General features: G+C 70.3%; 14 protein-coding genes and 1 pseudogene. 5 read left to right on the forward strand and 10 right to left on the reverse strand.

What is annotated here, in order from left to right; translation table 11 throughout:
- Nucleotides 1-7: 7 nt before the first annotated feature.
- The 4 genes from KUG41_RS09340 to KUG41_RS09355 form a co-directional block, all read right to left on the reverse strand.
- Nucleotides 8-2317 carry an RNB domain-containing ribonuclease gene (locus KUG41_RS09340; RefSeq protein ID WP_216903492.1) on the reverse strand — a complete coding sequence of 770 codons (2310 nt, stop codon included), beginning with the start codon at nucleotides 2315-2317 and terminating at the stop codon, nucleotides 8-10.
- A gap of 92 nt (nucleotides 2318-2409) precedes the next feature.
- Nucleotides 2410-2763, reverse strand: a complete 354-nt coding sequence (locus tag KUG41_RS09345) for a TMEM165/GDT1 family protein (RefSeq protein ID WP_254217066.1) — start codon at nucleotides 2761-2763, stop codon at nucleotides 2410-2412.
- A gap of 5 nt (nucleotides 2764-2768) precedes the next feature.
- The gene (locus KUG41_RS09350) at nucleotides 2769-3128 is read right to left on the reverse strand and encodes a TMEM165/GDT1 family protein (protein WP_216903493.1); all 360 of its coding nucleotides are present in this window, start codon (nucleotides 3126-3128) and stop codon (nucleotides 2769-2771) included.
- Nucleotides 3125-3508 carry a YkgJ family cysteine cluster protein gene (locus KUG41_RS09355; RefSeq protein ID WP_216903495.1) on the reverse strand — a complete coding sequence of 128 codons (384 nt, stop codon included), beginning with the start codon at nucleotides 3506-3508 and terminating at the stop codon, nucleotides 3125-3127. Before KUG41_RS09355 ends, KUG41_RS09350 begins: the two co-directional genes overlap by 4 nt.
- Here KUG41_RS09355 and KUG41_RS16125 point away from each other — a divergent pair.
- Nucleotides 3467-3673 (forward strand): annotated as a pseudogene (locus tag KUG41_RS16125) (hypothetical protein); the annotation flags it as partial. The gene KUG41_RS09355 and the pseudogene KUG41_RS16125 sit on opposite strands and share 42 nt — an antisense overlap.
- On the opposite strand, the gene KUG41_RS09365 reads toward KUG41_RS16125, so the two are convergent.
- Entirely contained in the window at nucleotides 3572-5005 is a 1434-nt protein-coding gene (locus KUG41_RS09365) for a chloride channel protein (protein ID WP_371734099.1), read from the reverse strand. The pseudogene KUG41_RS16125 and the gene KUG41_RS09365 overlap by 102 nt on opposite strands.
- Complete coding sequence (gene recJ, locus KUG41_RS09370) at nucleotides 5002-6933, reverse strand: single-stranded-DNA-specific exonuclease RecJ (protein WP_216903497.1); 1932 nt, start codon at nucleotides 6931-6933, stop codon at nucleotides 5002-5004. Before recJ ends, KUG41_RS09365 begins: the two co-directional genes overlap by 4 nt.
- Nucleotides 6934-7021: 88 nt before the next feature.
- Between recJ and KUG41_RS09375 the strand changes: the two genes are divergently transcribed.
- From KUG41_RS09375 to KUG41_RS09385, 3 genes are read left to right on the forward strand one after another with little or no spacing between them, the layout of a single operon-like run.
- Nucleotides 7022-7783: an HAD-IA family hydrolase gene (locus KUG41_RS09375; RefSeq protein WP_216903499.1), complete on the forward strand. Its 762-nt coding sequence runs from the start codon at nucleotides 7022-7024 to the stop codon at nucleotides 7781-7783.
- A complete protein-coding gene (locus KUG41_RS09380) occupies nucleotides 7780-8127 on the forward strand; it encodes a DUF565 domain-containing protein (protein WP_216903501.1) in 348 nt (115 codons plus the stop codon). The genes KUG41_RS09375 and KUG41_RS09380 overlap by 4 nt, the downstream gene beginning before the upstream one ends.
- Entirely contained in the window at nucleotides 8117-9052 is a 936-nt protein-coding gene (locus tag KUG41_RS09385) for a phosphoribulokinase (protein ID WP_216903502.1), read from the forward strand. Before KUG41_RS09380 ends, KUG41_RS09385 begins: the two co-directional genes overlap by 11 nt.
- Here the strand turns inward: KUG41_RS09385 and rpmF are convergent.
- Entirely contained in the window at nucleotides 9010-9192 is a 183-nt protein-coding gene (rpmF, locus tag KUG41_RS09390) for a 50S ribosomal protein L32 (protein ID WP_216903504.1), read from the reverse strand. The two genes, KUG41_RS09385 and rpmF, sit on opposite strands and share 43 nt — an antisense overlap.
- 87 nt (nucleotides 9193-9279) lie before the next feature.
- Here rpmF and ftsH point away from each other — a divergent pair, with 87 nt between their 5' ends.
- Nucleotides 9280-11190 (forward strand): ATP-dependent zinc metalloprotease FtsH, encoded by a 1911-nt coding sequence (ftsH, locus tag KUG41_RS09395; protein WP_216903506.1) that lies wholly within the window; start codon nucleotides 9280-9282, stop codon nucleotides 11188-11190.
- On the opposite strand, the gene KUG41_RS09400 is transcribed toward ftsH, so the two are convergent.
- The 3 genes from KUG41_RS09400 to thrC all read right to left on the reverse strand — a co-directional run bounded on the left by KUG41_RS09400 (nucleotide 11128) and on the right by thrC (nucleotide 13837).
- Nucleotides 11128-12150, reverse strand: a complete 1023-nt coding sequence (locus KUG41_RS09400; RefSeq protein WP_216903508.1) for a cupin domain-containing protein — start codon at nucleotides 12148-12150, stop codon at nucleotides 11128-11130. The two genes, ftsH and KUG41_RS09400, sit on opposite strands and share 63 nt — an antisense overlap.
- A gap of 86 nt (nucleotides 12151-12236) precedes the next feature.
- Nucleotides 12237-12512 carry a MoaD/ThiS family protein gene (locus tag KUG41_RS09405; protein ID WP_216903510.1) on the reverse strand — a complete coding sequence of 92 codons (276 nt, stop codon included), beginning with the start codon at nucleotides 12510-12512 and terminating at the stop codon, nucleotides 12237-12239.
- Nucleotides 12513-12556: 44 nt separating this feature from the next.
- The gene (gene thrC / locus KUG41_RS09410; protein ID WP_216903512.1) at nucleotides 12557-13837 is read right to left on the reverse strand and encodes a threonine synthase; all 1281 of its coding nucleotides are present in this window, start codon (nucleotides 13835-13837) and stop codon (nucleotides 12557-12559) included.
- Nucleotides 13838-13946: the final 109 nt, after the last annotated feature.

The raw sequence follows: 13946 nt of genomic DNA on the forward strand, positions 1-13946 counted from the left end.
CTTTCGCTCAGCCCTCGGCCGCCGACAGGGCCGGGCTTTCACTGCTGTCTGGAGCATCGTCGCCGGAGCCGTCATCCTCGCCGGCCTGGTCAAAATTCTCTGGCTGGAGCACCACCAGGTCGATCTGGTGACGCAGGGCATCCACCTTCTGGATCTCCACGTCGACCCTGTCCCCCACCATGTAGGTGCGACGGAACTTGCGTCCCACCAGCCGGTTCTGCCTCGAGCGGTACTCGTACCAGTCGTCCTTGAGCGAACTGACGTGCACCAGACCCTCCACCTGGGAGGGGGGAACCTCGACGAAGAAACCGTAGCTCTGCACGCCGCTGATCACCCCGGGCAGGGTGCGGCCCACCAGGGGCTCGGTGTGCCGGGCCTGGGCCAGGGCCAGGGCGTCGGCCTTGAACTCCTGCAGGAAACGGCTGCGGCCATTGAGGCGCTGGGCCAGACCGTGCTCCAGGGCCTGCTGGTAGGGCGCCAGCTGACCCGGTGTCAGCAGGGGCCAGTCGGTGGTGCCGTGGCAGGTGTCGCTGGCCAGGTCGGCGCCGATCTTGTGGCGCACGCTGGGACGGTCCTTGCCATCGACCAGCAGGCTCACCAGCAGGTGCTGGTTCCAGAGGTCGGCGTAGTGGAGGCCGGGACAGCACCAAGGGGCGACGGCGGTCGGCTCACCCGCCACGGCATTGGATCCGGCGGTCGCGGTGAGCTGGACCGGGCACAGGGCCTCCCGCAGCTGCTGCTGGAGGGGCCGGCCCCTGTCGGTGGCGGCGAAGGCGGCGGCCAGTTCGGCGGCGCTGGCATTGCCGTCGGCACTGAGCTCCATGGGAATCTCCAGCGCCAGTGCGGCCTTGGCCACATCGTTGATCTCACTCGCCTCGGGCGCCGGATTCACGGCGTAGAGGGCCGGCAGTTCCAGGGCCAGCAGATGGCGTCCCAGGGCCCGCTGGGCCACCAGCACGGCCTCCCGCAGGATCGCCACCGGATCGCCTGTGGGCCGTTCCACCAGCCAGCCCTGGTGGGCGGCATCCGGCGAGGGAATCCGCAGGTCGCCCAGGCTGTCGATGGCGGGCATCGGCAGGTCGAGATCGATGGACCCTGCCGCCAGCCGTTGCTGGCGCAACAGACCGCTCAGCTGGACCAGCTGCTCCACCAGGGGCAGGTGCGCCTTGAGCGGTTTGAGGGCCGCAGGAACGGTGCGGGCCTTGGGCTTGCGTTCGGCCAGGGCCGCCATCGCCGCCTGGTCCACCCTGGCGTCAGGGGTGATCTGGCTGAGCGTGAAGCGAAAGTGCTCCAGGCTCCCCGCGGCGTCCAGGTCGAGGCAGACGGACAGGGCGCTCTGGGATTCACCGGCACGCAGACCGCAGGCCTTGGTGAGAGCCGCCGGCAGCAGGGGCAGCCAGCGACGACCCAGACAGATCGCCTCCCCCTGCTCCCGCAGCCAGGTGTCCAGGCTGTTGCCCATGCCGATGCGCTCCGCCACTGCGGGGCTGTGCACCCACAGCCGCCAGCCCCCCTCCCGCTCCTCCAGGGACAGGGCCGGCAGCACCGGGGCTTCGGCGGTCTCCCAGATGTCGAAGATCAGGGTCGGCAGGGCCGTCAGATCCGCACGGCCCTTGGCGACCGGCTGTTTCAGGGTGGCCCGGGGGGAGGCGGGGCGTTCATGCAACCGATGCTTGGCCTGGAGCAGGTCGGTGTCGGCGGTCTCACCGCCGTGCACCGGCAGACTGCGGACCACATGGCCGGTCGGACCGAACTGGGCGACGGGGAAGCGGTCGATCGTCACCTCCACCACCGCCTCTTCCGACGGCTCCAGGTGGGTCGCATCCGATTCGGGCAGGGCCACGGTGGTCAGCAGCCGGTCATCGAGGGGAACGGCCACGAGCTGTCCGTCCTGGCGTTCCACCTGGGCCAGCAGGCTGGGGGTGTGGCGCTCCAGGATGCACTGGACACCACCCTCAGGTGACCGGCGACGGCCCCCTTCCCGGGTGATCTTGACCAGGACCCGGTCGCCGTTCCAGGCGTGATTGAGCTGGTGGTCACGGATGTAGATGTCCTCGCCGCCGTCTTCCCGCAGAGCGAAGCAGAAGCCCTTGCTGGAGCACCGCAGCCGGGCGGCGATCCGGTCGGAGGAGTCCAGCGAGCGGAGACCCTCGCCTTCTTCCTCCACCAACCCGAGCCTCGCGAGGGCGTCGAGGCCGATGCGCAGTTGCTGCTTGCAGGCCTTGGTGGTGAGCCCCAGGGACTTCTCCAGCTTGGCGAGGGCCACCGTGTCGGTCGTGGAGAGGTGATCGAGCAGATCGGCGACCGTGAACTTCATCAGGTGGGGGTGGCGCAGAGGATGGCGCTGGACGGGCAGCGCGGTGGCGGGGGTGGGGCGGACACCGTCGCGACGGACGGAACCCGGCGACTCTAAGGAGCGGTGGTCTCGCCGGCCTCCCCGGCAACGGTGGGGGAACCGCCCGATGCCCCTGCCTCGGCCACCGCCGGCTCCTGCCGGGAGCGCAGGATCAGACGGGTGCCGATGATCAGAAAGCCGCCGGCGGCGGCCAGCTGGAGGGCGTCGGTGGGAACCACGCTCGAAAGCGATCCCCCCGCTGCCGCTCCCACCAGGCTGGCCAGCACCAGGGCGAAGGCACTGCCGGCGAACACTGCCCCGGGGCGGCTGGTGGTGCCGCTGATGCTGACGATGGCCAGCTGGGTCTTGTCGCCCAGTTCCGCCAGGAAGACGGTGGCGAAGGTGGAGGCGAGCAGGGCGAGCTGCATGGAGGTCAGGGGTTGGGCAGGGAGAGGGGCGCCAGATGCAGCACGGCCTGGCGACCGAGCCACAGGCCCAGGGCGACCATCAGCAGGCCAGCCGCCCGCTCCAGCTGATGGGCGGGCATGACGGTGGAGAGCCAGCGGCCCAGCAGCACGCCCACCAGGCTGGAGCAGATCAGGGCGAGGGACGCCCCGAGGAACACGGTCACGGGTTGACCGGACTGGGCCGAGAGCAGCAGGGCGGCCAGCTGGGTCTTGTCCCCCAGTTCGGCCAGGAAGACGGTGGTGGCCGTGGTGAGAAAGACGCTGACCCAGCCGCTGGGGGCCGGCTGGGGGGGCGACGGTTCCAGGGCCTCAGGCGCACTGCTCATGGCTGAAGACGGATCGTGCGCAGGAAACGGTGCATCACCTTGTCACGACCGCCCAGCTCGGCACGGATCTGCTGCTTGCAGGAGGCGATCGCCAGCACATCGGGATCGTCGCCGGGATGGCCGAACAGGTTCACCAGCTGGTCGACCCGGCAGAAGTCGGGCCGGTCGTCATAAACGCGGCAACGGCGGGAGCCCGTGTCGAAGTGGATGCACCAGCCGTCAGCTCCCACCATGGCGAGGTAGCGCTGCCGCTGGTCGGCATCGAGAGCCTCGATCGCGTCGCCGCGCAGGGCCGGATCGAGGCGGCAGCACGAACCGCAGCCGCTGATGCACTGCCAGTGCTCGGAACGGGGCAAGGGGGGGACGGCGTTCCTCTCCATTCACTCACACCCCCCGCCATCACAACCGATCACAGGAGCTGGGCCGACCCCCCCACAGCGGACCTACACTCCATCCCGATCGTCCCTTTCCCCGGCAGCCGCATCATGGGTATCGACTTCCATCTCATCTCCAACTTCGGCGCCCTGGCCCTGATCACCCTGGCCGGACCGGCGGTGATCTTCATCCTCTTCTACCGCCGCGGCGCCCTCTGACTGATCCGCCGCCAGGAGGTCGGCCAGGGCGTGGTACACGGGCCGCTGCTGCACCTTCTGGCCCACATAGGTGGCGATCGCCGCTGTCGCCACCAGCCCCGCCATCATCTGCTGGTCCCCGGCCATGCGGACGGCGAAGGCGATCGTCATCACCGGGAGCTGGGTTGCCCCGGCCAGACCGGCGGCCATTCCCAGGGTCAGACCCAGGTGGGGATCGCCCGCCAAGGCCCGGACCACACCGGCCCCGAAGACCCCGCCAAGGGCGAAGGACGGATCGATCAACCCCCCGGGCACCCCGGCCGACAGGGCGAGCACCGGCCCGATCAGCCTTGAGCCCACCACGCCGAGCCAGGTCCAGTTGATCGCTGTGTCTGCGTCCTGCCTGAGGATCATTTCCATCAGCCGCTCCCCGTCCCCGCCGCTGGCGCCGCCGGTGATCAGGGCCAGCAGGGACAGCCCGAGGCCTGCCGCCAGCCCCACCTGCAGGGGCCGGAGGCGGGCCAGAGGGGTCAGCCAGCGGGTGGCCAGCACCAGCAGCCGGGCGAAGCTGGCTCCCAGCAGACCGCCGCCCAGGCCGATCGGGATGGCCCAGAGGAGCTGTTCGGTCTCCGACACGGGGCTGATGTTGATCCCCAGGGCAAACATCGGCTGGCCACCCAGGTTGCTCACCAGGGCGGCACCGCTGGCCATCAGCAGGGCGGGCCACACCAGCCGTTCCTGGAAGCTGCGGGTGAGTTCCTCCACCACGAACAGCATGCCCATCAATGGCGTGTTGAAGCCACCGGCCAGGCCGGCCCCGGCCGCCCCCGCCAGCAGGTGACGATGGCTGGTGTGGCGCAGCACGGCGGGCCAGCGACGCAGCACGGCCTGACCGACCGCCGCCCCCAGCTCGACCACCGGACCCTCCCGGCCCAGGGGCAGGAGGGCCAGACTCGCCGCCCCCCAGAGACCCACCCGCTCCAGGGTGGGCGGGGCGGTGAGCAGTCTGGAGGCCCGATGCGGGTTCTCCAGGCAGAGCATCACCTGGGGGATGCCCGAGCCGACGCCGCGGCGCAGGGGGCCGTGCTGAAACCAGAGCAGCAACGGCATGAACAGGGTCGGCGCCAGGATCAGCACCAGGCCGGCGCCCGTCCAGGATCCGCCGTGGAACGCGGGAAGCAGCGACAGCAGCCGGTCCTGCAGCAGGTCGATGCGGTTGAGGGGCCAGCAGGCGGCGCCCACCAGGCCCCCCAGCAGGACCAGCAGGATCAGGGAGCGGCGCGAGCCGGTGAGATGGAGACTCATCGGCCCTCCATGCCCAGGGCCATGGCGGCATCCCGCAGCAGGGACTGGACGTAGGGATGGGACGCCCCAGGATCAACGCCATCCCCATCCACCCCATCGGGATCCCCCCGGGAGCCGGAGATGACGGAACGCAGCTCCTCGCCGGCGGCGTTGCGGATCACCAGGGTGTCGCCCTGACGACGGCACCAGTAGGTGCGATCCCGCCGCTGCAGCACCACCCCATCGCCGCCGCTGCTGCGGATCGCCTCCAGTTCCAGCTGGAGACGCTCCACCCCCTGCCATTCGTCGCGGCGCAGCCGGTAGGCCACATCCACCTCACCGATCCAGTGGCTGGGCCCCTGCCAGCGCCAGGCGATCGCCCGCAGCCGGGCCTCCCCCTGGGCAAGCAGCAGCTGCAGGTGGCCGCCCCGCAGCAGTTTCTGCTCCACCACCCGGCAGCGGCTGCTCCAGAACAGGGGCGTGGGATGGCCGATGCCGAAGGGCGCCAGCCGCTGCAGCTGCTGCCAGAAGGCCCGGTCGATGCGCTCCAGCCGCAGCAGGGCCTCGGGCTCCACCGCCAGGCCGTCGCCCGTCCCCTCCAGCCAGCCGCGGGCCCGGGCGTCGAGCCGCTCCTGCAGGGCGCTGACGTTCTCGGCCCGGACGGTGAAGCCGCCGGCGGCTGGGTGGCCGCCGTGGCGCTCCAGCAGATCGGCACAGGCCGTCAGGGCTTCGTCCACAGCAAACCCCTTCGGAGCCCGCACCGAGGCCCGCAGCCGGCCGCCGCCTTCACCAGCCAGCAGGGCCACGGGACGACCGAAACGCTCCACAAGCCGGGAGGCGACAATGCCGATCACCCCGTGGTGCCAGTGGCCCTGGGCCAGCAACAGAAAGGCGGGCCGCTGGGGACCGTCGGCCTCCAGCAGGGCCAGGGCCTCCGCTTCGATGGCACTGCACAGTTCGCGGCGCTGGCGGTTGAGCGCTTCGCAGGAGCGGGCCAGCTCCAGGGCCCGCTCAGGATCCTCGGTGGTGAGCAGATCCACCACCAGCTGGGGATCCCCCAGACGGCCCACGGCATTGATCCGGGGGGCCAGCTGGAACCCCACAGCCTCGGCGTCCACCCGCTGCTTCTCCAGTCCGGCCAGCTGCTGCAGAGCCTGCAGACCGGGCAAGGGGCTGTGGCCCAGCAGGGGCAGGCCATCGAGCAGCCAGCGCCGGTTCACCCCCGCAAGGGGCGCCATGTCGGCGATGGTGCCGATGCAGAACAGGTTCAGGGCAATCTCCAGCCCGTGGCGGTGCCGAAGCCGCCGGCAGAGGGCCGTGGCCAGCACGTGGGCCAGCCCCACCCCGGCCAGGCCGCGGTAGGGAGAGCCCTCGGGGGTGACCGAAGGGTGCAGCAGGGCCAGGTGCGCCGGCAGCCGGGGCGGCAGGGTGTGGTGGTCGGTGAGGATCACCTCCACGGCGAGGGCCTCCGCCCGCTCCAGCGCCTCGATGGCGGCCACACCGTTGTCCACGGTGATCAGCAGGCGGACCCCATCGCCTGCCAGCCGCTCCACCATGGCGGCGTTGAGGCCGTAGCCGTCCTCCATGCGGCTCGGAATGGCGGCCCTGGGCCGGGCGCCGAGGCGCTGCAGCACACCCACCAGCAGGGCGGTGCTGGTCATGCCGTCGGCGTCGTAGTCGCCGCAGATGGCGACCGTCTCCTGGCCCTCGCAGGCCTGCACCAGCCGCTCGACCGCGGCGCTCAGGTCGGGGAAATGGGGCCCCGGATCCGGGGCGGCGGGTGGGTCGAGCAGCTCACGGATGGCATCGGGCGTCCCCTGGCCGCGGCGGTGCAGCAGCGCCAGCAGTTCCTCCGGCAGGTCAACGCCGGGAGCCTCTGAAGGGGCGGGGGATTCCGTGCCCAGAGGGGAGGGCAGCAGCCAGCGTCGCTCGTCGTGGGCAGGGAGCAACGGGTGGTCGGCAGGGCCCTCGCATTGTGGGGGGCGGGACTGCGGCGTGCACCCCTCTAGCCTGCGCCCGGGAGCGAGGAGATGACCGATGGCCGTGGCCCTGTCGGCCCTGCTCTGGGATGTGGACGGCACCCTGGCCGAAACGGAGTTCGAAGGGCACCGGGTGGCCTTCAACCGCTGCTTCGCGGCTGCCGGTCTGCCCTGGCGATGGGACCGCTCCACCTATGGCCGCCTGCTGGCCGTGAGCGGCGGGCGGGAACGGATCACCGCCTTCCTGCGCCGCATGGAAGGCCGGGAGCCTGATCCTCGGCGGGTGGAGGAACTGCAGGAGCACAAGCAGGCGATCTATGGGGAGCTGGTGCGGCAGGGCGGCCTGGCCCTGCGGCCGGGGGTGGAGCGGCTGGTGAGGGAGGCGGCGGCGGCGGGCCTGCGCCAGGGGATCGTCACCACCAGCGGCCGCAGTGCGGTGGAGGCCCTGCTGGAGGGTGCGCCGCAGTCGGTGACCCGGGCCTTCGGCTTCCGGATCTGCGGCGACGACGTGAAGCGCAAGAAACCCAACCCCGAGGCCTACCGACTGGCGCTGCAGCAGCTGGACCTCGCTCCCCGGACCGTGCTGGTGCTGGAGGATTCCCGGGCCGGCCTGGCGGCCGCCAGCGGGGCCTCGCTGCCCTGCCTTGTCTGCCTCAGCGACGCCACCCGCAGCGATCCGGCTGCCGCCTTCGCTGCCGCCCGGGCCGTGATCGACAACCTGGAGGAGCGGCGGGGCGAGATCGTCGTTCACCGGGGACCACCTTGCCCCGGCCCCCAGGTGACGCTGTCGTGGCTGGAGCGCCTGCTGGACTCACCATGACCCGCCTTCCCGTGCAGCGCACCCGCTTCCAGGGCCTGCTGAACCGGCTGGGCTCCGCCCTGGCGGGCCAGGTGCGGCGCAGCTGGCGGGCCGGCAGCCTGTCGGTCCTGGCCCTGCTGATCGGATTCTTCGCCGGCCAGAACCTCACCAGCCTGCTGCTGTTCACCGCACCGGGCGGCCGGCCGGCCGTGGTGCTGGCCTTCCTGCTTCTGGTGGAGGTGATGGTGCGGCTGCGCAGCCGGCTGGTGGTCGGCGACCCCTCCCTGGCCTGGGTGATCCTCGACAACCTGCGCATCGGCGCGACCTACTCCGTCGTGCTGGAGGCCTTCAAGCTTGGGACCTGAACCGGCGGGGGATCTCTGGGAACAGCGGCTGGCGCATGCCACGGACCTTCCCCCGCTCCATCCCAGCCTGCTGCAGACGGTGGCGTTGCCGATGCTGCGACGCCTGGAGCGAGCCCTGCGGGACCCTGCAACCCCGAGGCCTCCCCTGCTGGCCCTGAACGGGCCGGTCGGAGCCGGCAAGACCAGCCTGGGCCGTGTCCTGGAGAGGCTGGCCGCCCTGGGGGGCCTGAGGATAACGGTGGCCTCGATCGACGATGTCTATCTGCCGGCCGCCCAGCGGCACGCGGTCCTGGCCGGCAATCCCTTCGGGGTCAGCCGGGTGCCGCCCGGCAGCCACGACCTGCCCCTGCTGCTGACGGCACTGGAGGACTGGCGGGCCGGGGGGCCGCTGCGACTGCCCCATTTCGACAAGACCCTGGCCGGGGGGGAGGGGGACCGGACCGGCTGGAGCGAGGCCCCCGCGGACGCCTTGGTGCTGGAAGGTTGGCTGATGGGCTGCCGGTCCCTGGGTCCGTTGGCCCTGCAGGAGCGGCTGCGCAGCGGCGTTGGGCTGGAGGAGCTCACGCCCCTGGAGCTGGAGTGGCTGCCTCGCTGGGACCGGAACCTGCAGGCCTACGAGGCGGTCTGGGGCGCCTGCGACGGCCTGTGGCTGCTGCGGCCGGAACGCTGGAGCCTGCCCAGGCGCTGGCGCTTTCAGGCCGAAGCCCGGCAACGCCGCCGTGGAGGGGGCTGGCTGGGAGCGAAGCAACTGGAGGCCCTGGTGCGCTCCAGCCTCCACTCCCTACCGCCCGCTCTCTACCAGGACCCACTGATGGAGCGGCAAGAGCAACTGGAGGGTGGGGGAATTCTGGACGGACAGCGACGCTGCCACCCCCTGCCGGTTCAGGTCTCGGCGTCGGCCTCGGCCTCCTCGGCGATCGGGTAGACGAAGCCCTGGGCTCGCCCGCTCAGCACCGCCTTTCCAAGCGACATCGCCTTGCGGGCCGCGTCCCCGGCCTTGGCCTTCCAGTGGGCGTGGCGCTGGTTGCGCTTGCCTTTGGAGGTCTTCTTCTTGGGAACAGCCATCCCGCTATCTCACTGCCAAACCACGATCCTCCGCCGCCGACTCGACTTTCGTCAAATCGCTACAGTCTTTTTCTGCAAGGGACGCCTGTGAGCAGCAGTTCTCCTCCGGACCCGGCCGCCACGACCGCTCCCGGTGCCGGCAACACCGGCCCATCCTCCAGCGCTCCGGCGCCGGAGGTGCGCCCGGCCTTCAGTTTGGGAGGCCAACAGGGCACGCCCTCCTACAGCCAGTTGCTGCAGGACATCAAGACCGGCCGCGTCGAGAGTCTGGAGCTGTCTCCCGGCCAACGGCTGGTCACCGCCACCTTCAAGGACGGCAAGACCCGCCAGGTGCCGATCTTCAGCGACAACCAGCAGTTGCTGCGCACGGCGGAGCAGGCCAAGGTGCCCCTGTCGGTGCGCGACGAGCGTCGCGACGATGCCATGGCCGGCCTGGTCACCAATGGTCTGCTGGTGATCCTGCTGATCGCAGGCCTGACCCTGCTGGTGCGTCGTTCCGCCCAGGTGGCGAACAAGGCTCTGGGCTTCGGCCGCAGCCAGCCCCGGCTGCAGGAGGAGGGGGCGATCGCCGTGCGCTTCGAGGATGTGGCCGGCATCACGGAAGCCAAGGAGGAGCTCCAGGAGGTGGTGACCTTCCTCAGGACCCCCGAACGCTTCACCTCCATCGGCGCCAGGATCCCCAAGGGGGTGCTGCTGGTGGGCCCCCCGGGCACCGGCAAGACCCTGCTGGCCCGGGCGATCGCCGGCGAGGCCGGCGTTCCTTTCTTCTCGATGGCGGCCACGGAGTTCGTGGAGATGTTCGTGGGGGTGGGCGCCAGCCGGGTGCGGGATCTGTTCCGCAAGGCGAAGGCCAAGGCCCCCTGCATCATCTTCATCGACGAGATCGATGCCGTGGGACGCCAGCGGGGCGCCGGCATCGGCGGCGGCAACGACGAACGGGAGCAGACCCTCAACCAGCTGCTCACTGAAATGGACGGCTTCGAGGACAACTCGGGGGTGATCCTGCTGGCGGCCACCAACCGACTGGACGTGCTCGACACGGCCCTGCTGCGGCCGGGCCGGTTCGACCGCCGCATCAGCGTCGACCTGCCCGATCGCGCCGGTCGGGAGGAAATCCTCTCGGTCCACGCCCGCACCCGGCCCCTGGCGGCGGAGGTCTCCCTCGCTGACTGGGCCCGCCGCACCCCCGGCTTTTCCGGCGCCGATCTGGCCAACCTGCTCAACGAGGCGGCCATCCTCACCGCCCGGCGTCAGAAGAGCCAGGTTGACGACCAGGCGATCGGCGACGCTCTCGAGCGCATCACCATGGGGCTGGCCGCAGCGCCGCTGCAGGACAGCGCCAAGAAACGGCTGATCGCGTACCACGAGATCGGCCACGCCCTGCTCACCACCCTGGTGCCCCATGCCGACAAGCTCGACAAGGTGACCCTGCTGCCCCGGGCCGGGGGGGTGGGCGGCTTCGCCCGCACCATGCCCGACGAGGACATCCTCGATTCCGGCCTGATCAGCAAGGCCTACCTGCGGGCTCGGCTGGTGGTGGCCCTGGGGGGGCGCGCCGCCGAAATCGTGGTGTTCGGCCCCAGTGAGGTGACCCAGGGAGCCAGCAGCGACCTGCAGCTGGTGCGTCGCATCTGCCGCGACATGGTGCTGCGCTACGGCTTCTCCAGCCTCGGACCCCTTGCCCTGGAGGAGGAAGGGGAGGAGGTGTTCCTGGGCCGCGACTGGATCCGCTCCAGTCCCCACACCTCGGTGCGCACCGGAAACCGCATCGACGAACAGGTGCGCAAGCTGGCCGTCGAGGCTCTGGAGAAAGCCGTGGCCGTGCTCACCCCCCGCCGCGAACTGATCGACGAACTGGTCAATCGGCTGATCGAGCTGGAAACCATCGATGGCGACAGTTTCCGCTCCCTGGTCGAGACCTACGAAGAGCGTGGTTCAGCTGTCGCCGCCCAGACCGGAGGCAAAGCGGATGTCGAGGCTGCGCAGGTAGGTGTGTAGGCCGGCGTCCTGAATCGGCAGCAGCCGGGCCGGGTGGCCGCTTTCGTTGACGTGGGAATGCCAGTGGCCCGGGGGTGTCACGAAGGCGGCGCCGGGCTCCCACTCCATCCGCACGGGGTTGCGGATCGTGCCGTCCGGGTTGAGGTCGGGCCCCGAAAGGGTGGCGCACCCCGGTTGGCAGTCGATCACCAGATCGAGCGCCACCGACTGATGGCGATGGGGCGGCTGGACAGCCCCGGCCGGCACCAGCCCGTACATGGCCCAGAGGGTGTGGGTCACGGTGCGGCTCGCCGGCAGCTCCCTGTTGGCCAGCAGCAGGCTGAGCCGGTTGCTGCGGGCGCTGGTGGGATCCGACGCCAGGGCGGCGAGCTCCCCATCCAGCCAGGCCGCCGGGTAGTGGCTCGGGGCGAAACGGGCGGTTTCGGCCCGCACCCCGAGAAAGGTGAGCAGGGGGCCGTCATGGACCCAGTAGAGAACGCTTTCCGCCGAAGCTTCGAGCCGTGGGGCGAGGCCGGCCGGCAGAACAAACAGATCGCCCGCGCTCCAGTTCAGAGGAAGGGGCTCACCCCCAGGGCTGGCCGGGCAGAAACAGCGGCCGTCCCCCCGAAGCACGTAGAACAGCGAGCTGGTGGCGTTGGCGGCCACCCCGATGGAGTCCCCCTCGAGAATCCGTACGAAATTGGCAGAGAGGGCGGGGCTGGTGGCCGGTGACGCACAGCCGAGCCGGGCACTGAGGTCGAGCGGCAGGATCGCCGTCGGGCCGGTGGCGTGCAGAGCGGGGCCCCAGCGACCTTCCGGAATCGGCTCGGTGAGGCCTGGACGGATCGGATTGGCGGCCTGGCGGTAATCGAAGAGCTGGGTGGCCGCCCGCCAGTCGTGGGATAGGCCAGCCCCGGCAGGTGCCGGGTGTGCATCGACGCCGGCGGGAACCGGGGGGCGGACGGCCTGGATCGGTTCCATGGAGATAAGGGTAGGGGTGGAGAGCCTATGGAATCCGCAGCACCGGCAGCGTGTGCGTGGCGACGGACCGCAGCTGCCCGAGGGGCTCAGCCGCCTGCCACCGCCGGCACGATGCTCACCTCGTCGCCGTCGCTGAGGGCGGTGGACTGGTTGTCGAGGAAACGGATGTCCTCGCTGTTCACATAGAGATTCAGGAATCGGCGCAGCTTGCCGTTCTCATCGCAGAGGCGGGCCTGGATACCCGGGAAACGGCCTTCCAGGGCCTGCAGCAGGCTGTCGATGCTGGTGGCCTCGAGGCTGACGCTGGCCTCGTCGTTGGTGAACTTCTGCAGGGGGGTGGGGATCAGAACCTGGATGGCCATGGAGACGAACGGTGGGACGGCGAAAAGGCAGAAGGGGGAAGGGTTCAGGCCGGGACGGCGGCAGCGCCGTGGGCGGCCTGGGCCTGCTGCCAGGCGGCATTGAAGCTGGCCAGCTGGGGCTCGATGGTGAGCGGTGCGCCGATGGAGGAGGCGATGGCCTCGGTGGTCTTGAGGCCGTTGCCGGTGATGTAGGCGACAGTGGTTTCGGAGGGATCGATCTTGCCCTGCTCCACCAGCTTCTTGAGCACGGCGATGGTGGTCCCGCCGGCGGTTTCGGTGAACACCCCCTCCATTTCGGCGAGCAGCTTGATGCCCTCGATGATCTCCTCGTCGGTGACGGAGGCGATGCTGCCACCGGTGCGGTTGGCGATGTCGATGGCGTAGGGGCCGTCGGCCGGGTTGCCGATGGCGATCGACTTGGCGATGGTGTTCGGCTTCACCGGCGTGATGAAGTCGCGGCCGGCGGCGAAGGCCTGGGCGATGGGGGAGCAGCCCTCGGCCTGGGCGCCGCTGAAGCGCACGGGCTTCTCCTCCACCAGACCCACCTTGATGAACTCGTCGAAGCCCTTGCGGATCTTGGTGAACAGGGAGCCGGAGGCCAGGGGCGCCACAATGTGGTCGGGCAGCTGCCAGCCGAGCTGCTCGATCACCTCGTAGCCCAGGGTCTTGGAACCTTCGGAGTAGTAGGGGCGCAGGTTGATGTTGACGAAGCCCCAGCCGTAGGTGTTGGCCACCTCTGAGCAGAGCCGGTTGACCTGGTCGTAGTTGCCCTTCACCGCCATCAGGGTGGGGTTGTAGACGAGGGTGCCCAGCACCTTGCCCAGCTCCAGGTCGCTGGGGATGAAGACACAGCACTCCAGGCCGGCGTGGGCGGCGATGGCGGCGGTGGAGTTGGCCAGGTTGCCGGTGGAGGCACAGCTGACGGTGGTGAAGCCGAGCTCCCGGGCGCGGGTGAGGGCCACCGACACCACCCGGTCCTTGAAGGACAGGGTGGGCATGTTGACCCCGTCGTTCTTGATGTACAGGGAGGACAGCCCCAGGCGCTTGGCCAGGCGGTCGGCTCTGAGCAGGGGCGTGAAGCCGGTGCCCACATCGATCGGATCCCCCTCGATAGGCAGGAATTCGCGGTAGCGCCAGATGGAGGTGGGACCGGCCTCGATGGTGGCGCGGCTGACCCGACTGCGGATGGCGTCGTAGTCATAGACGACCTCGAGGGGGCCGAAGCAGACGTCCTCACAGACGTGACGGGCTCCGGCTTCGTAGGGGTGACCGCATTCCTTGCAACGCAGGCCCGTGAAGGTGGAGCGGGAAAGGGTGGCGGTCAAGAAGGTCCCGGTCGCTGGGTCGTCAAGCTAACAGCGGCGACTGGAGCCTGCCCTGAATGCCGATCTCGCAGGTCGGGTATTGCACCATCCAATGGCGGCCCCGGTCGCG

It is taken from the genome of Synechococcus sp. CCY 9618 (assembly GCF_019038415.1).
GTDB lineage: Bacteria > Cyanobacteriota > Cyanobacteriia > PCC-6307 > Cyanobiaceae > Cyanobium.